This window comes from Gottfriedia acidiceleris (assembly GCF_036421055.1).
GTDB lineage: Bacteria > Bacillota > Bacilli > Bacillales > Bacillaceae_G > Gottfriedia > Gottfriedia acidiceleris_C.
Window position 1 is genome coordinate 426,546 of the sequence record NZ_JAZGQS010000003.1, and the last position, 19,283, is coordinate 445,828.

A 19,283-nucleotide genomic window follows, 5' to 3' on the forward strand; every position below is an offset into this window, starting at 1 on the left:
TACCTATATAGTCTCCATGTATTGGAGTAATTCATCTAGTTCATCGTTGGATAGATTACTAGCTTCAAAGTCTCCTGCTGACGGAACATTTTCTTCGTTCGATAATTCAATGAATGACAGGATTTCAGTTAATTGATTCTCATAACGCTTAAGACCTTCGATTACTGACTCCACATCTATGAGAGATTCATTATAGATGGCCGAAATTTTTAATCTTTCATTGATGATTGTTAGATTATACGTTAGACCGATTCCAATATTCACCTTGTCAGACACGTCAAAATCTTCATTCTTATCCATGATGATAAAGTCACCATCAGATTCAGATTTCATTTCACCCATATAGTTAAATGCATAACCTACTCTACTATCAAAATTAATTCCTATTTTTTCCTTCAACTCATCTGAAGTCAGATATTTTAGTACTCCATACGAAATACCATTACTAGGAATTTTTGAGATCGTGTCTTTGATTTCTCTAATTACATACCCTAAATCTTTCTCTTTATTCAATGTAAAGACAACAGGGTATAATGTCGTGAACCAGCCCACCGTATTAGTAATATCAAGCCCTGTTCCTTCCATTTCTCTTCCATGTCCTTCCATATACATGTGGAAGTGATCTGTTTCGCTCGCTTTAAAAGTTAATGAAAAAGCCGCTATTAATAAATCTTGAACTTTGGTTCCAAACTTTTCATGGAGACCTGATATAAGCTTTTCTGTTTTTTCCTTTGATAAAGTTAGCGTCTCTTCTTTCGTCGCAAAAGTATTTGTCTCCCTAAATGGCTGAGGTATTAATCTTACCTTTTCCATCATTTCCTTCCAGTAAGGTATTTCTTCATTAAAGGATTTTTCGAAATCGAGATCTGACCAATATTTACTCCACATGAGTATCGTATCAGCCTCTGGTAATTCAGCTTCTCTTCCTTCTAGACCCTTCTTATATGCTTCTATGAAGTCCCTTAAAAGAATTCTTTGAGAGATTCCATCTATAGCGATATGATGGATCCCGATTACCAAATAGTCTTGATTCTGATGATGGAGTAACGAAACATTCAATAACTTTCCGTCTGTTATTGAAATTTTTTCTTGATTGAATTTATCCACTTTACGCAAAGCTTCTTCAGTTTCATCCAAGAGGCCATGATATACATCTAATCTGAAAGTTCCAAACTGATAAGGTTTACATTCTGCCTTCACTTGTCCATCTTCTGTGAAGTAATGGGTTCTCAATGCTCCATGTTGCTGAATCAGTTTTTCGAATGCCTGTTCAGCCATTTCCCTATCTATCTTTTCAGTGCACTGAATAATCATGGATTGATGAAAGTTTTCATCATTGAGCTTATTTTTTTCAAAATAAAATTTTTGTATCGGTGTTAGTGGCACTAAACCAGTCTCAATTCTTACCTTCTCTACTTTAGTGTCTTCTTCAAACACTACTAATGAAGCGAGGCTTCTTATTTCTGGATGATTCATAATCTGAGAAACCGTTACTTTTACTCCTGCTTTACGCAGAAGAGATACTAACTGAATCGCTTTAATGGAATCTCCACCATTATAGAAGAAATGATCTGTTACACCTAAGTCAGCCTTCCTCAAGACCACTTTATAAGTATCTAAAAGAACTTGTTCTAATTCCGTTTCTGCTTGAACCAGTTGATGTTCCTTTTTCAAATATTCTTTATTGAATATTTCATTTAAGGAATCCACATCAACCTTTCCATTCCGGGTCATAGGAATTTCATCCACTTTTAACAACTTAGGAACCATATAATAAGGAAGCTTTTCGTTTAAAGTTTTTTCCACTTCATCTAAGCATACTTCTCCCGATACAAATCCTCTTAATTCTTGATCATGATTTAAAGTGGTGCCCAAATGTACATTGGCGGAAGTTACTTTGTCGATTGAGAGAATAGTATTTTCAATTTCCTTGAGTTCGATTCTGTATCCATGCAATTTAACCTGATGATCACGTCTACCTTTATAGACAATTTTTCCATCCTCTCTAAAGATGGCCTGATCACCTGTTTTATAAATCGTTCCTTCATGATAAGGATTGTCGATAAATTTCTCTCTATTTAAAACCTCTCTTCCAATGTATCCTTTCCCTACACTTTTTCCTCCAACCCATAATTCGCCTTCATAGCCCTGAGGCAATAACCGTCCATATGAATCGACAATATATATTTTTGAAAAGGCAGCCGGCTTTCCTATGGTAATATTCGAAGAATCCATGATTTCACTTCCCGTACAATACCCAGTAGTCTCTGATGGACCATAAAAGTTAAATAGAGTACACTTTGAAATCTCTTTCAACTTAGCTACCGTGGAAGGTGCTAATGCTTCTCCTCCACATAAAATGACCTTTAAAGCCTTGATATTTTCAGGATAAGTTTCTAGCATCGAATCAAGCCTAGTAGGAGTGACCAGCATTGTTTCAACTTTTTCTTTTTTCATCAAATTAGAAAGCAGCCCATTATCGATTCTTTCTTCATCTGTTGGTAATACGAAAGTAGATTCCATAGCAATACTCGTAAAGAAATCAACAACGAACATATCAAAGGTAACGGCTGAAACGGTTAAGTGTGCTGAATTTTTAATCTGAAAAGTTTTAAATAGGAAATCACACATATTGACGGTTGATTGTCCTCTTAGCTTCACGCCCTTTGGTCTTCCTGTCGTACCTGATGTATAAATCACATAGGATAAGTCATCATGATCGCCTGGAATGAAATAGCTTTCCGTTGATATACCAAGCTTTTCTTTGATCGTTGGAAGTACTAAACATGTTTGATTGAAGCGATTTTCTTTCATGCTTTCTTCCGTAATTAAGATGGAACATCCAGAATCATTTAAAATAAAATCAATCCGATCCTTAGGGAGTGTTGGATCAATAAGAATAAATCCTGCACCTGACTTGATCGTTGATACCATCGCAACATATAAAGATATGGACCTAGGAAGATAGATACCTACTAAGTCATTTTTTCTGACTCCCATTTCATTTAACATTTTTGCATAATAGTTAGATATTTCATCAACTTCCTTAAAAGTAAGGCTATCCTTTTCACATACAATTGCTTTTCTATTAGGTGAGGACTTTAATTTATCTGATACATACTGGCTTAGGCAGCGCTCATCTTCTTGAATATCCAGATACGTATGATTGAAGTCTTGTAACAAAACCGTTTTATCTTCAAGAGTTAATATTTCTATATCTTTAATAGCCAAATTTATGTTTTCAATGACTGAACAAAATGTATTTTCATATAATCTCATGAATTGTTCCATTCGATTTCGCTTATAAAGGGAATTATCATAGTTAAGTCTTAATAAGATCCCATCAGAATAATCTACAAATTCCAAACTTATATCGAACTTTGAAAAATTAGCTTCTTTTCTTATATGATCAAACACTGCTTCTAAATCATCACTTAAATGTATTTTTTTATTCTCACGGAAGTTCTGATAAACAAACATGTAATCAAACATCGGATTTCGATCCTTTGAATAGGGAATATCAAAATCCTTTACGATATGTTCAAATGGATATCTCTGATTTTCAAATAACCCTATAGATGTTTTTCTAACTTCTTTGAAGTAATCTCCAATGCTTTTTTGAGAATTAGGTTTTGAATAGACAGGAAGTGTATTAACAAACATACCTACACTTTTTTCAAATTTAGTATCCGTTCTTCCCGAAGTAATCGTTCCAGTTAAAATTTCTTCCGTCCCTAATAGTCTTGAAAGCAAAATATGGAATACACCTTGGGTAAACATAAAAGGTGATACTCTCAATTTTTTACATACTTCCTTCATGCGCATTTTTAAACTGATACTCATGGAGTGATAAATTGTTTCACCATTATATGTTCTAGTTTGATTACGTGGGTAATCACGAGTTACTTCTTCTATTTCTTCAGGAATTTTAATTATTTCTCCCCAAAACGCCTTATTTCTTTTGTACTCATCCGATTTTAAGTATTCCTTTTCATTCTCTACATAATTTCTATAGTCAGCTTCTTTATTAATAAAGTAATTGTCATCCTTGTATAGCTCAAATACTTCATCTAGAAATACTTCAAGAGAAATACCATCAAACATAATATGATGTAAATTTAATAGTAGAGTATATTGTTTATTCTCATGAGCGAACAACTTAACATCATACAATGGATAATCTTCCGGTGAAAATGCCTTAACGTATGAATCATAAGAACTTAAAAATGAAGACATTGAAATAGAATATGGTTGAAGATCTATTTTCTCTAAGGAATCTAATACTTTTATTAATTCAGTATCTTTCATTATATAGCGATACCTAAAAACTTCATGATTATCCAGTGCTTTATTAATTGCCGTCTCTAGTCTTTTATGATCAAGATTGCCTTTAAGTGTAAGTGGAATGGTTATGTTATATGCTTTCGATTTACTGCTCGAACTAACTGAAAACATACGTGTTTCTACAAGTGAGGATTTTATATATTCATCAGCGGTTTCCTCAACTTTGTTTACTGATGCATTATCTTTAATAGCTTTATGGATGACATCAACCAAAGTATCACTATCGAATAAATCATCAAAACTTAATTTATATCCACATTCTCTTAAATAATTGATTAATTTAGCAGCCTTAAGAGAATCTCCACCTAATTCAAAAAAATTATCCATTAAATTCGTAACATCTTTATGTAATAGTTCTGATAGATAGCTAGCTACCTTTTTTTCTATCTCTGTTTCAGGACGCATCATGACAGAAGTTTGTACAGGAAGCTTTTCATTTTTCCTATCTAATAGCAATCTTCGATTATATTTTCCATTTGCTGTAAGTGGTATGTTATCTACTGCTATAAAGTAATACGGCATCATGTAATAGGGGATGTTTCCATTTAATTCTCGCCTTAAATCTGTAGCTGTAAACTTCTTTTCTGCTACTACAAAGGCAAAAAGCTCGTCATTCCCATCATCATCCTGACTCATTAAAACAACGGAATCTACTATTCCATCAATCTTCATTAACGCTACCTCTATTTCAGATAGCTCAACCCTAAAACCTCTGATTTTCACCTGATTATCACATCGTCCAACATAGAAAATTTCTCCATCTTTATTCTTTCTTCCTAAATCTCCTGAAAAATAGTGAAACTCTCCATCTTCGTACAAATCTCTAAATTTTTCTCTTGTAAGATCAGGTCTATTCACATAACCTTTTGAAATACCATATCCACTAACGACAATTTCTCCAATTTCCCCTATCGGAACAGGTTTGTGTTCCTGTAGATCTAGAAGCTCCATACGTAACCCAGGTAGGGGATATCCAATATTTGAGAGATTCGTTTGAATTTCCTCTTCAGTTATTTCTTTAAACGTTCCATGCACTGTAATTTCAGTGATTCCGAACATATTAATTAACTTGGCTTCTGGATATCTTTCATGAAAATTAGCTAGTTTCTGAGGTTTAAGACCTTCTCCACCAAATATGACATATCGCACCGTTTCTAACCCTCTACTTATAACCCTATCTGCTTGATCGAGATTGTAGAATGATGAAGGTACCTGATTTAAAACCGTTACTTTATGATTCCGAATAATTTCGATTGTCTTCATTGTATCTTTCGAATCCATTGTTGGGATTATGACTCCGCAGCCTCCATAAAGTAGTGCTCCGTAAATCTCCCATACAGAAAAATCAAAACAATAGGAATGGAAAATACTCCAAATATCACTTTCCTTAAAATCAAATAAATCCTTTGTACTTCTCATAAGTCCAACGATATTTTGATGTGTAATCATGACACCCTTTGGTTTACCAGTCGTTCCAGATGTGTAAATCACATACGCCAGTCTATTTTCATCGCTATACCAGGATGGATTTTCTGAAATCCCACTCAAGTCATCTAAACTATCAATAACAGATATATCTTTAAGGGAAGGATGATGTTTATTCACACCATTGGAAACAACAAATTGAATGTTGCTATTTTCAATAATGTACTCGATTCTTTCATTCGGATAGGTGGTGTCAAGTGGAACATAAGCATGACCAGCTTTTGATATGGCTAGCATGGCTACAATTGAATCCATATTCTTCTCCATGAAAATACCAATTAATTCATTTCCTACAGGAAGATACTCTTTAATTGTATGAGCCAATTGATTTGCTTTATTATTTAGATTTTTGTATGTAATGTGTACATCACCATCTATTAAGGCAACCCGATCTGGATTACATTTTGCTTGCTCCTCAAAAATTTCGTGTAAAGTGCCATATTTTTCAATGATTAACCTACTAATCTCCACGCTCTTACATTCTCCCTTCACTTAAGCTTCAGTTATTATCTTTTTAAATATTGCTTTATAATTCTGATTCCCTTTAAATAAAAAAAAGTGATCTCCATCTAATTCAATAAAGCTTGGTTCCATACTAGAATGGTTTTTCCAGCCACTCACTTTTTCACCACTTACTTGATCGAATGAACCCGTTAAAATCGTAACTGGTATGGTTATTTTCTCGTCTTTTTCTTCGAAAACATATTCTTGAAAGTTTTTAATATCATTTTGGATGATGGGAAGAAAAAAACTCCTAAACTCTGGAACTTCCAAAATTTCAAGATCCAAACCTCCCAACTCCTTTAACTTATCTATAAATGCTTCATCATCATCTAAGACAAACCTATTTTGGATTAGTTGATCCGGTGGCATGGAACCAGCGAAATATATGGCAGATGGAAGCTGAAACCCTCTTCTTTTCAGTTCATAAAAGCATTCGTAAGCAACAATACTCCCCATACTGTGCCCTAACAATGCATACCCATCAGTTACTTCATGTTTTTGAATAAAATGGGCTGCTTCAATCGCCATTTCCATAATGGATTCATAATTACCCTCATCTAGACGCCCACCTCTCCCTTTATAGTAAAATGGGATCATTGTGACATTACATGATTTTAACTCTTTAGCTATTGGGTAGAATATATGTCCATCTCCACCAGCATAGGCAAAAGAAAATAGCTTCATAGATCCTCCTGTAATCATTTAGTTGTTTATTAGTTTTGTTATTCGATAAAGTCTCTTATTTGGAATAAAACCTTCTCCTTTTCTAAAAAGATAATCGGTTTTGATTTAGTTTGACTTGCCGCAGATAGAATATACTCATCAGGTAGCATCCATTGTTCATATTGCCAAGGATATGGTTGCTTCAAAGAGTAATCATGGATGATTGGTTGATTTTGTTCGTAATAGTGCACGGAAAAGGACTGCAAGCTCTTATTGAGTCCCTCTCCTATCGCTTTCACATAGCACTCCTTCATCGTCCAAATTTGAAAAAAACGCCTGTACTGTCCTTCTATATCCGTTGAATCTATTATGAAATCATATTCTTCTTTCATAAAAAAATCGCGGGCAATCTCTAGATCCACTACCTGTATTTGTTCCACATCAATTCCTACAGGTTGCTCATCTACAATACAAACCACCCAAATACCTGCATGCGAGACATTAAAATGTACATTGTTTGGATAAGAGGCAATCGGTTTACCGTGATCTCCTATTTCAATGGTAATTTGATCTAACGTACATCCATGAAATTGCTGGATTGCATATTTTGCCAGTAGATCAGCAAATATACATCGGATCGCATCTTCTCTTTTTCGAAAATTATTTACTTTCCGTTGTCTCTCATAAGTAAGACTTTTTACTATTTGGCTGAATAAAACCTCATCCATTTTAAAATCCAGTTTTAACGCATAGATACTTGACCTTGATATGGGCATTGTAACCCTCCCCATCAATAATATGTTGGACATTAAACGTGGCAATATCCACCTTGATTTCGATAATTGAATAGGCATACAATACTATAAATCTACGGAACTCTCCTTACTTAGAACATGCTCTTCTTGTGAAAAATAAGGTAATGATCTTAAAAAGTAAATAGAGACCATAAAAATTCCTGCCCCTGTAATAACAAATAGGGACTCTATTGAAACATATTTTGGAAATGTAATTGTAATTAATCCAAGTGCAATAGATTGTGCCACCATTATTAGCGGATTTATACAACCTTGTACTCTCCCCATCATTTTAGGATCTATAATCCTTGGCAACCATCCACCTATTCCGACATTGGCAATTGGTAAAAATAGTCCAACTACGAAATTAAATACCAAAAACAAATAAACATTTGTCGCTAGACTTGATAGGCCAATAAATAACCCGGTTATAAATAATCCACCAATTATTAATTGATATAATTTAAACTTTGGAGCGATTAATGAAGCGACAATACTTCCTAAAAGCATTGCAGTTCCAAAAACAATTCCGAACCAAATCATTGACGTTTCGTATGTATTAGGAGTTAACTTGTATTTCATAATAAACGCTGGCATAACAGATAAACCACCATTTACAAATCCAAATACGAAAAATCCTATAGTTAAGGAAGTGCGTAGCTTATCGGTTTTGATATAACTAAATCCATCAGAAAAGTCCTTTAAAATAGTCACAAATTTGATATCGCTAAGTCTCTTAGAGCCGTTAGGTAAACGCACTGATTCTTTTATCCTACAAAAATTAATCAGAATACCTGAGATAATAAATGAAAACCCATCAATAGCAATTGCCCATTTAACGCCTAAATGTAAAAAGACAAAAATTCCTAATCCGCTACCGAATAATAAAAACAAACTGCTAACCATCTGATTTAAACCCGCTGCAACCGTATATTCTTCTTCTCTTAAAACTCCCTGAATTAGGGCCTGTTGAGCAGGTTGAAAAAATTTAGAGATCGCACTTCTTAAAAATAAAAATAAAAATATTAACGGTATTAAACCTTTCATGAAAGAAAAAAATAAGAATAATGATAAAATTCCACATATTAAGTCGCTATATAAAGCTATCTTTTTTCTATCCAATGTATCTGCCAAAACTCCTACTATAAAAAAAACGATTAAAGTAGGTAAGGAATACATTAATTCAGTAGTAGTAGTATAAGCTGGTTGATTAGAAAAACGATTAAGCATATAGTATGTGATGGCTGTAATTCCAATAACACTACCCATTTGTGAAGTTAAATTTGCAAAAAACAATAGAATATAATTTTTATTTCGAAAAATCTCAAGTCTACTCAATTTTACACTCCCTATAAAATAGAATATTTCACTATTAACAATAATTAATTATTAGGCCCAAAAATAATGTACCATTATTTGGTAATTTTTTGTTAAAAAATGTTAAAAAATGTTAAAAAATGTTAAATTTGTAATATGAAATTCAATATTATTAAAGAATAAGTTCAATTTTTACACTTAATACATTTATAAGAAGTTTAGAATATGGGGAAGATGGAAATGGATTTCAGTACCAAAAAACTGTTATGAGGATGCGTTCACCGTAGGATGGCCAGATTTTTATGTTATTATATTAATTTCGAGCGGAGGCGTTACTCAACATACGCATAAGCGGTTTTGAATTAGAATCTGACTTCATTAGAATTTAAACTCTAAATATTTACGAAAAAAAACCAGAAGAACCTTCTAACAGGTTTTCTGGTTTTTCACTTTCTACTTATTTCGCACGCCATTTAATTCTCCATACCCGCTCTCTATTTCGCTGCCTTCTCATGCTCTTGCTTGAAAAAGCTTTTCATGGAATGGAACACATCTGACTTTTGTTTTAGAATATAATAGCGAAATTTCTCGTCATTTATGTTTTTATACGCGGACATTAGTGTACTATGACGATTGTATTGGTTTACTTCTCCGTAACCGAACATATTGCTCACTTTCATTAATTCTTGAACTAATTTTACGCAGCGAGCATTATCAGATGTTAGATTATCTCCATCAGAGAAGTGGAATGGATAGATATTATATCTTTCAGGAGAATATTTGTATTCAATTACTTCTAAAGCTTTTCGATAAGCAGACGAACAGATCGTTCCTCCGCTTTCTCCTTTTGTGAAAAACTCTTCTTCTGTAACTACTTTTGCTTCTGTATGGTGTGCAATAAACTCGATATCAACGGATTCATATTTTGTTCGTAAAAATCTTGTCATCCAAAAGAAGAAACTTCGTGCCATATACTTTTCCCATAATCCCATACTTCCGCTCGTATCCATCATTGCGAGTACAACGGCTTTAGATTCTGGTTTTCTAATTTCATTCCATGTACGGAACTTTAAGTCTTCTGGAGATATCGGATAGAATGATGGCGTTCCACTCATAGCGTTACGTTTAAAAGCTGACATCATCGTACGTTTTTTATCAATGTTACCCATTAACCCAGTTTTTCTAATGTCATTAAATTCAATGTTTTCTACTGTATTTAAATCTTGTTCTTTTCGTTTTAGATCAGGTAATTCTAACTGACTAAAAAGAGCTTCCTCTAATTCCATTAGTGAAACCTCTGCTTCATAATAATCTTCTCCTGATTCCTTACCTGCTCCTTGCCCTTTACCAGCACCCTTTTGCGGCTGGCCACCTTGTGAACCATCTCTTGCCACTACATCGCCAACTTTACTGTCCCCAGTACCCTGACCAACGTGTTTATTTTTATCGTAGTTGTATCTAATCTTATACTCATCTAGTGACCGAATTGGAATTTTTACTACATCGCGCCCGTTTGACATGATGATGCTTTCTTCTGTAATCAAATCTGCTAAATTCTTTTTAATCGCCTCTTGTACCTTCTCTTGGTGGCGCTGTTGGTCGTCGTGTCCTTTACGATGGAGGGTCCAGTCTTCCTGTGAAATGGTAAAATTATGCTTTTGTTCGATATTTTCATTACTCATTTTCTTTCCCTCCCTTACTTATTATGATTTATTGTAAAAATAAAAAAATCGTCACACAGTATTGCTAAATTGCATAAACTAATTCGGTAGGTGATTTTCTACCCTTTTTTATGGATTACTCTATCATATGCAGAAGGACACAATAATTGACAATGTTTCTTCTAAATTTTACACCCATTTTTTCAGAAAATTGGACGAGTCCTTAAAAATAAATATATTTATATATAAATTCCAATAAACTTTTGCCTTTAACTACATGTAGAAATACATAAAAAAGAACAAAAAAAATAAGTGGAAAACTAGTAAAAAGTTCTCCACTTATTTTTATTTAAGGTAAATTATGCCCCATTCCAGCTACGTAAATTCGTAACCATTGTTCCGCTGACATACTTAACTTTGTAGACTCAACTGCTGTTTTAACACGTTCAAGTTTACCAGAACCTACGATTGGCATCATTTTAGCAGGATGAGCTAATAACCAAGCGTACATTACTTCGTCGATTGATTTTGCGCCTATTTCACTAGAAATCTCTTCAAGCATTGCTCGAACGCGTACAGCTGCTTCAGACTCACTTGTAAAAATTTGTCCGCCTGCTAATGGGGACCAGATCATTGGAGCAATATCTTTTTCAAGTAATAAGTCAATTGTGCCCTTTTCAAAATGCTCTAATTGCATTGGTGAAACTTCGATTTGATTAGTTACTAAAGGCATGTTTAAATATGCTTGTAATGCATTAAATTGAGATGGTAAAAAGTTTGATACCCCAAAGTAGCGAACTTTTCCTTCCGAATGAAGTTGATTAAACGCCTCTGCGATTTCCTTTGGATTCATAAAAGGATTTGGTCTATGAATTAAAAGCAAATCGATATAATCTGTTTGTAGATTTTCCAGAGAATTATTAACACTCATAAGGATATGCTCTTTACTAGTATCATAATGATTCATTTTAAGTTCAGGAAACTTTGATGATTTTAACTTTATACCACATTTTGTAACGATTTGAATTTTTTCACGAAGCTCCGGTTTTAATGCTAAAGCCTTTCCAAAAATTTCTTCACAAGTATACCCACCGTAAATATCGGCATGATCAAATGTTGTAATTCCTAATTCAATACATTCTTCTATAAAAGTGACTAATTGTTCTGATGTCATTTTCCATTCAGATAAACGCCATAAACCGTGAATAATCTGTGAAAACTCAAGATTTTCAGCTATTTGAATTCTTTCCATTTTACAGTACCTCTTTCTTCTTTTTAATCATTATAGGATAAACTTTATTAAATGCAAAAGAAAACGGCTATCTAATAGATAGCCGCTTAAACAATTTAACGGTTAAGTAATGAGCCTACGTAGCGTAATAATTCATTTGCTGATGTTGAGTTATAACCATATTCATCAACTAATCTGCTGACAACGTCATTGATTTTCTTTAATTGACGCTCGTCAGGAGTTTTTGTGGACGTCGTAATCTTCACAACATCCTTCAAATCCGAAAAAAGTTTCTTTTGGATTGCTTCTTTTAATCTTTCATGTGAATTGTAATCAAAACGTTTGCCTTTCCTTGCATATGCAGAGATTCTGATTAATATTTCTTCACGGAATGCTTTCTTTGCATTCTCAGAGATACCAATTTGTTCTTCAATCGAACGCATCAACTTCTCATCTGGATTCATCTCTTCACCTGTTAAAGGATCACGAAGCTTATTCTTATTGCAATATGCTTCTACATTATCAAGATAATTATCCATAAGTGTTTTTGCCGACTCTTCATATGAATAAACAAAAGCTTTTTGAACTTCTTGTTTTGCAATATCATCGTATTCTTTTCTTGCGATTGAGATAAAATTCATATAACGCTCACGATCTTCATTTGAAATTGATGGATGTTGATCTAAACCATCTTTTAATGAGCGTAATACATCCAAAGCATTTATTGAAGGAATCTCTTTTCGAATAATTGTAGATGAAATACGGTTAATAACATATCGTGGATCGATACCATGCATACCTTCATCTAAATATTCTTTCTTAAGCTCCTCCAAATCAACAGTGTTATACCCTTCCACCATTTCTCCATCATATAGACGCATCTTCTTAACTAAATCAATATCTCCCCGTTTTGGTTCTTTTAAACGAGTAAGAATTGTAAACATTGCTGCAACACGTAAAGTATGGGGAGCAATATGAACATTTGAAACATCACTTTCAGAGATCATTTTTTGATAAATTCTCTCTTCTTCACTTACTCTTAAGTTATACGGAATTGGCATTACGATTATTCGAGAATGAAGTGCTTCATTCTTCTTATTATTAATAAAGGATCTGTACTCTGTTTCATTCGTATGAGCAATGATTAACTCATCCGCAGAAATCAATGCAAAACGCCCTGCCTTAAAGTTTCCTTCCTGTGTCAGGGATAATAAGTGCCATAAAAACTTTTCATCACATTTTAACATCTCTTGGAATTCCATCATTCCACGGTTTGCTTTATTCAGCTCACCATCAAACCGGTAGGCACGTGGATCTGATTCTGAACCAAATTGAGCAATTGTTGAAAAATCAATACTTCCTGTTAAATCTGCAATATCTTGAGATTTTGGATCAGATGGGCTAAAAGTACCAATACCAACTCGACGATCCTCTGATAAAAATATTCTTTCTACCATAACATCTTCTATTCTTCCGCCAAACTCTTGTTCAAGTCTCATTAAATTTAAAGGTGATAGATTTCCTTCAATTCGAACTCCATATTCTTTGAAAAAATCATCTCTTAAATGGTTAGGAATTAAATGCAATGGATCCTCATGCATTGGGCAACCTTTAATAGCATAGATTGCACCTTGATCAGACCTTGAATAATTTTCTAAGCCTCTCTTTAACATCGTTACTAAAGTAGATTTACCACCACTTACAGGACCCATTAACAATAAAATACGTTTTTTTACATCTAGTCTCTTGGCAGCAGGATGGAAATATTCTTCCACGAGTCTCTCTAATGCTTCTTCTAATCCATATAGGTTGTTATTGAAGAAACTGTAGGTTTTTTTACCATTCACTTCTTCAATACCTGCGTCTTTAATCATATTATAAATTCTAGAATGTGCAGTTTGTGCAACCCATGGCTCCTCTTTTAACATTTCAAGATACTCAGCAAAAGTGCCTTCCCATTTCAATCTTTGTTCCATGTCCCGATGCTGCTCAAGTTTCTTTAAAATATCCATGGACAAGTACCTCCTTCTTCTCATCTGTAAGAGAGATTATTAAAGGATATGCAAGGATGTCCGTACTCATGCTATATCTTTGAGTAGGAAAATATATTTTATCGAAATCCAAATCTCATAAATTTACTTTCATATTTCTATGTTTTTTTTGTATAATAAGGTTTAGGGTGTTGGGAATTTTTCAATTGGGAGGATACATACTGATGAGACTAGTATTAATTTTATTAGTTACAGCATCATTCTTAGCAGCAATTTTCACGGGCGGCTATAATGACAAACCTGGACTGAAAAACAGATAATATTTTTAAAAGATGCTTCTAAACGCGGATCTTAATTTTATTTAGGCCGTTCTAATAGAAGCATCTTTTTTATTTGTATGTTCTTTGATAAGATCTTGAATTAATAAAAAAAAATCACCTATATGGTGACTTTTATTAGTTAGAATAATCCTTTACCTTTAACAGCTCACGGAAATCTTGCTGACGTAAAGCTTCATAAATTAAAATTGCAGCTGTATTTGATAAATTTAGAGATCTAATATGATCTGTCATTGGTATACGTAAGCAAGTTTCCATGTTTTTTTCAATTAACTCTTTCGGAAGCCCTGTTGTTTCTCTACCAAATACAAAGAAAATCTCTTCATCTAAATTTGTATAGTCAAAGTTTGAATATGTTTTTTCCCCAAATTTAGTTATAAAGTAAAATTTCCCGTCTTTATACTGATCAAATAAATCGTCCAAAGAATCATGATAATGGATATCTACATGCTCCCAATAATCAAGACCAGCTCTTTTTAACATTTTATCATCAGTTGAAAAACCTAACGGACGGATTAAATGCAAACTTGTATCTGTTCCTGCACAAGTACGTGCAATATTTCCTGTATTTGCTGGAATTTGTGGTTGATATAATACAACGTGTATTCCCATCTTTTTCACCTCTATATTGTTTCAATGCTTTATATTATACCAAATTCGCAATTAATAAGGTATTATTCCATTGGAGGGTTAGAAAAGTCATCAACGAAGTGAAAAAATTTATACTTAATATTCTCCGTAAAAGCAGACGAATCATAGTATGACCAATATCTTTTACGACTATTTACAGTATGTGCATTCACTAACGGTTCACCATTTTCATCTTTAGCAACAACGATTGTACAATGATTCCATACTCCATCACCTTCGAAATCATATATGATAATATCCCCTAATGTTAGATCTTTAGGAGAAGGCACCTCTTCTGCTTTAATTCCAGTTTTAGGCGAAGGTAAAAATCTTCTTAATGCGTGAGCAACCCTCCAGCTATAACTACTATTCGAATGATTTTTATACCACCACCCTGTTCCTGGTTTTGGCATTCCAACCATTCGAATGCCTCCAGCCCTTAAACATTGAGATATAAAATTAGTACAATCATTTGCATACAATGGATATTCTTTATTATGGCCATCCCACCAGGTTTCAGCATATTTAACAGCATTAAATCGGTTATATCTGTTATTTCGATCCAATGATTCATTTTCATCTAAATCGTCTTCTTCAAGTTCAAAATTTTCAACGTGATTATCAATCGGGAACGGTATGTCATATAAGATTTCAGCATTTTCAATGGCGATTTGTCTTTCATGTTGATCCTCTTCAAAATACAAATCAGTTTGCTTTAAAAAATATCGCGTATGGAATGTATAATTTATATACGTTACGTCCTGTTCAGTCCAAATATTGTTTACATCAAGATTTCCATATACTTTCACTAATGAAATATTACGCTTATTATATAATTCAACTTTACGCCTAATTGCCTGATATTCTTTTTCTTGAATAGGATGACTTCGTTGTCCTTCACCAAAATAAAGTTGTAATCGTTCTTTTAAATAACGCTCTAAAAGTTCACGATTAAACAAGATAATCCCCCTTTTCAACATATATTCTTATTCTATACGATGTTGAAAAATTAGAGATTATACCACTCAATAGTGATTACTTTGAAAGAACAGCATTAATTTCATCTAATACAATCTTGTCTTGCTCTTTTTGCAAACAACTTTCAATAAATGGTGTACTATTCTTTCCCTCAATCTCAAAAATAGCCCAAATAGCTGTACCTCTTATTACTGGTCTTGCATCTTTTTTCGCTAATTCCTTTAAATCATCTAATGCTGATTCATCTTTAAAATGTGCTAGTGCAATGATCGCATTTCTCTGAATAGGATTCTTTCCTCTCCATGACCCAGACATTTGACCAAACTGACTTTTAAACTCTCTGTTACTTACCTTTAATACAGAGCGTAATAGAGGTTTTACAGTGTCAGGATCAGGCTCCATTTCAGTATGATGAGTAAAATTTATTCCTTTATTTTTAGGACAAACTGTCTGACATGTATCGCATCCATATATACGATTTCCTAGCTCTTTTCGAAACTCAACAGGAATCATCTCTTTTGATTGTGTTAAAAAAGCAATACAATTTTTAGCATTTAATTGACCTGGAGAAACTATTGCACTTGTTGGACAAACATCAAGGCATTTTGTACACTCCCCACACTGATCCTCAATAGGCGAATCTGGTTCAAAAGGTAATGATGTAATCATTTCTCCTAAATATACATAAGAACCAAATTCTGGCGTAATAATTGAACAATTTTTAGCACTCCAACCTATACCTGCTCGCTCAGCCACAGCTCGATCCACTAGTTCACCAGTATCAACCATCGATTGAACCTTTGCACTTGGATAATGTAATAATATAAATGACTCAAGCTGAAGTAATTTCTTTTTTACAACTACATGGTAATCTTCCCCCCATGAAGCCCTACAAAAAATTCCTCTTGTAGATCCTTTTTTACTTTTAGGAGGATTTTTTAATTTAGATGGATATGCTAGAGCAATTGCAATAATTGAATTAGCTTCTGTCATAATTTTTCTTGCATCAACTCTTCGTTCAATATCCTTTGTCTCAAAACCTGATTGATAATTTAATTCCTGTTGCCTATATAGACGATTTTTTAATGTTAAAAATGGATCTACAGTCGTAAATCCTATTTTATCTATTCCAATTTCTTTACTATATGATATCAATTCTTTTTGAAATTCTTTTATATTCACAAGAATCACCTAACTGCCTGTTTATTTACAAATTATATTTTCTATTCTAGTCAGAAAATTATTTCTTTATCTAATTATGACACAAAAGCTTTTAATAATAAGTTTTTTAATATAAAAAAACGCAATGTATCGTTCTTCGAATGAATCAATACACTGCGTTGTTATCAAGTTATAAGTGCTAAACTACTAATACAATTAATTGTAAGATGTATTTAGTAGGTTTTTAATGAACTTGTAATTAAATTTATCATAAATTTGTCATAAATTCAAGAATAAAATCAATTTTTGTCGAAAGAGTTCTAGCTTGATTTAGGTAAAGGTCGAGAATAGAACTGTTTATAGCAGGTAAAATTAGCGGATGACGTGAGTAAGAAAAAGGTCAATATTTAACAGAGCTTTATTTAATTAACTAATAGCAGAGAATATTGAAAGATTTGTAGAAATTTGAATGAAGGTATAATGAATTTTCCCATAGAATTCTTCTTAATAGGTTAAATATAGGAGGAGAGTAACTATGTCAGATCCTTTAGTAAATGAAGAAAAAAATCCGTTGGTCGAAAGTTTCGAAGGTGTATGTAGTTTGATTGAAGAAACAAACGACAGGATTGATTTAACACAGGATACACTTAAGGAACTTGATCGATACAATAATGAGAAATTAAAAGATGCAAAACAATTTACTATTAAAGTAGCTGCTGCAAGCCTACTAATAGCAACAACTGGTTTAGTAGTTACTTTAGCAAATAAAAGAAATCCAAAACAATTTGATTGGTTTGCTGCTAAGCAAAAGCGTAAGTATGTAAAAATGTAATGCAAACACTCTAAATGAATAATTCCAAAGAAAGGCAACGACCATTGTTATAGTCGCTGCCTTTTTTTATGATGATCGTTAAAACAAAAAGAGACAATTAAATAATGTTAGATGCAGATAAAGAATTTACATCATCAGTAAGAACTCTATTCTTTTTTCCTTACTATTTAATAAGAATACAAAAAAGGATTCTGCATCTCTGCAAAATCCTCTTCTCTGGTTTCAATATAGCGGTGACAGGACTTGAACCTGCACATCCGTGAAGATACCTGATTTTGAGTCAGGCGTGTCTGCCATTCCACCACACCGCCAAAAAGTTATAAAATAATTATAATATATGAAGGACAAATTGTCCATTCAATTTGTAATTAAAAACCTCTTACAAAAGTAAGAGGTTTAATGATACCGAGGGCCGGACTCGAACCGGCACGGGGTCAACCCCCGCAGGATTTTAAGTCCTGTGTGTCTGCCATTCCACCACCCCGGCAGAAGTAAATTAAAAAGGCGGTAACCGGATTTGAACCGATGATAAAGGTTTTGCAGACCTCTGCCTTACCACTTGGCTATACCGCCATATTTGGAGCGGAAGACGGGGCTCGAACCCGCGACCCCAACCTTGGCAAGGTTGTATTCTACCACTGAACTACTTCCGCATAAATGGCTGGGCTACCTGGATTCGAACCAGGGCATGACGGAATCAAAATCCGTTGCCTTACCGCTTGGCTATAGCCCATTAATTAAGAACTTTATATACTATATTCAATTTACTATAAATTATATTACTCAGATGAGTAAATGTTAAAATAATTAAAATGGGGCGACCGATGGGAATCGAACCCACGAGTGTCGGAACCACAATCCGATGCGTTAACCACTTCGCCACGACCGCCATTATTGTATTATTTGGCAGGGGCAGTAGGAATCGAACCCACACCAAAGGTTTTGGAGACCTCTATTCTACCGTTAAACTATGCCCCTATAAATGGTGGAGGGGGACGGATTCGAACCGCCGAACCCACAGGGAGCGGATTTACAGTCCGCCGCGTTTAGCCACTTCGCTACCCCTCCGGTTAAAGAGTGCCGACTAGAGGACTTGAACCCCCAACCTACTGATTACAAGTCAGTTGCTCTACCAATTGAGCTAAGTCGGCATAATATTAATTCAATTACTATGTTTAGTTACTTATATAAATTGTTCCACTCAAACTTAGGCGTTAGTGTAATAATCTTCATAATGTCGTCCTTGTCTCATATAGATAATTCAAGGTGTTTTTCGACAAGTACGCTGATGTTTCGCTACGAAGCTTATTCGTTCGTGCTCTACCAATTGAGCTAAGTCGGCGTAATAATTATT

Annotated in this window: 11 protein-coding genes and 9 tRNA genes; 1 reads left to right on the plus strand and 19 read right to left on the minus strand. The window is 33.8% G+C overall.

Annotation, left to right across the window (positions count from 1 at the left end; translation table 11 throughout):
• Positions 1–3 precede the first annotated feature (3 nt).
• From RAH41_RS06845 to queG, 10 genes are all read right to left on the minus strand, one after another.
• The gene (locus RAH41_RS06845; protein WP_331221455.1) at positions 4–6,300 is read right to left on the minus strand and encodes an amino acid adenylation domain-containing protein; all 6,297 of its coding nucleotides are present in this window, start codon (positions 6,298–6,300) and stop codon (positions 4–6) included.
• A 21-nt stretch (positions 6,301–6,321) separates the two neighbouring features.
• Positions 6,322–7,017, minus strand: a complete 696-nt coding sequence (locus RAH41_RS06850) for a thioesterase II family protein (RefSeq protein ID WP_331221456.1) — start codon at positions 7,015–7,017, stop codon at positions 6,322–6,324.
• A gap of 38 nt (positions 7,018–7,055) precedes the next feature.
• The gene (locus RAH41_RS06855) at positions 7,056–7,772 is read right to left on the minus strand and encodes a 4'-phosphopantetheinyl transferase family protein (protein WP_331221457.1); all 717 of its coding nucleotides are present in this window, start codon (positions 7,770–7,772) and stop codon (positions 7,056–7,058) included.
• An 84-nt stretch (positions 7,773–7,856) separates the two neighbouring features.
• Positions 7,857–9,128, minus strand: coding sequence for an MFS transporter (locus tag RAH41_RS06860; protein WP_331221458.1), 1,272 nt, complete (start codon positions 9,126–9,128; stop codon positions 7,857–7,859).
• Between the two features lie 473 nt (positions 9,129–9,601).
• Entirely contained in the window at positions 9,602–10,789 is a 1,188-nt protein-coding gene (yhbH, locus tag RAH41_RS06865) for a sporulation protein YhbH (RefSeq protein WP_088072555.1), read from the minus strand.
• A 328-nt stretch (positions 10,790–11,117) separates the two neighbouring features.
• Positions 11,118–12,020: an aldo/keto reductase gene (locus RAH41_RS06870; RefSeq protein ID WP_331221460.1), complete on the minus strand. Its 903-nt coding sequence runs from the start codon at positions 12,018–12,020 to the stop codon at positions 11,118–11,120.
• Between the two features lie 95 nt (positions 12,021–12,115).
• Positions 12,116–14,011 (minus strand): PrkA family serine protein kinase, encoded by a 1,896-nt coding sequence (locus RAH41_RS06875; protein ID WP_331221462.1) that lies wholly within the window; start codon positions 14,009–14,011, stop codon positions 12,116–12,118.
• A 434-nt stretch (positions 14,012–14,445) separates the two neighbouring features.
• On the minus strand, positions 14,446–14,940 hold the full coding sequence (gene trmL / locus RAH41_RS06880) for a tRNA (uridine(34)/cytosine(34)/5-carboxymethylaminomethyluridine(34)-2'-O)-methyltransferase TrmL (protein ID WP_331221463.1): 495 nt from the start codon (positions 14,938–14,940) through the stop codon (positions 14,446–14,448).
• A gap of 62 nt (positions 14,941–15,002) precedes the next feature.
• On the minus strand, positions 15,003–15,917 hold the full coding sequence (locus tag RAH41_RS06885; protein WP_331221464.1) for an amidase domain-containing protein: 915 nt from the start codon (positions 15,915–15,917) through the stop codon (positions 15,003–15,005).
• Between the two features lie 76 nt (positions 15,918–15,993).
• A complete protein-coding gene (gene queG / locus RAH41_RS06890; protein WP_331221465.1) occupies positions 15,994–17,118 on the minus strand; it encodes a tRNA epoxyqueuosine(34) reductase QueG in 1,125 nt (374 codons plus the stop codon).
• A gap of 514 nt (positions 17,119–17,632) precedes the next feature.
• On the opposite strand from queG, the gene RAH41_RS06895 reads away from it, so the two are divergent.
• Complete coding sequence (locus RAH41_RS06895; RefSeq protein WP_331221466.1) at positions 17,633–17,929, plus strand: hypothetical protein; 297 nt, start codon at positions 17,633–17,635, stop codon at positions 17,927–17,929.
• A gap of 228 nt (positions 17,930–18,157) precedes the next feature.
• Here RAH41_RS06895 and RAH41_RS06900 read toward each other — a convergent pair.
• The 9 genes from RAH41_RS06900 to RAH41_RS06940 form a co-directional block, all read right to left on the minus strand.
• A tRNA-Leu gene (locus RAH41_RS06900) sits at positions 18,158–18,240 on the minus strand.
• Between the two features lie 92 nt (positions 18,241–18,332).
• Positions 18,333–18,416: transfer RNA gene (locus tag RAH41_RS06905), tRNA-Leu, on the minus strand.
• Between the two features lie 15 nt (positions 18,417–18,431).
• Positions 18,432–18,502: transfer RNA gene (locus RAH41_RS06910), tRNA-Cys, on the minus strand.
• A 5-nt stretch (positions 18,503–18,507) separates the two neighbouring features.
• A tRNA-Gly gene (locus RAH41_RS06915) sits at positions 18,508–18,582 on the minus strand.
• 5 nt (positions 18,583–18,587) lie between these two features.
• Positions 18,588–18,662, minus strand: a tRNA-Gln gene (locus RAH41_RS06920).
• Positions 18,663–18,742: 80 nt separating this feature from the next.
• Positions 18,743–18,818 (minus strand) — tRNA-His (locus RAH41_RS06925).
• A 15-nt stretch (positions 18,819–18,833) separates the two neighbouring features.
• Positions 18,834–18,907: transfer RNA gene (locus RAH41_RS06930), tRNA-Trp, on the minus strand.
• A gap of 5 nt (positions 18,908–18,912) precedes the next feature.
• Positions 18,913–18,997: transfer RNA gene (locus RAH41_RS06935), tRNA-Tyr, on the minus strand.
• Between the two features lie 10 nt (positions 18,998–19,007).
• Positions 19,008–19,080 (minus strand) — tRNA-Thr (locus RAH41_RS06940).
• Positions 19,081–19,283: the final 203 nt, after the last annotated feature.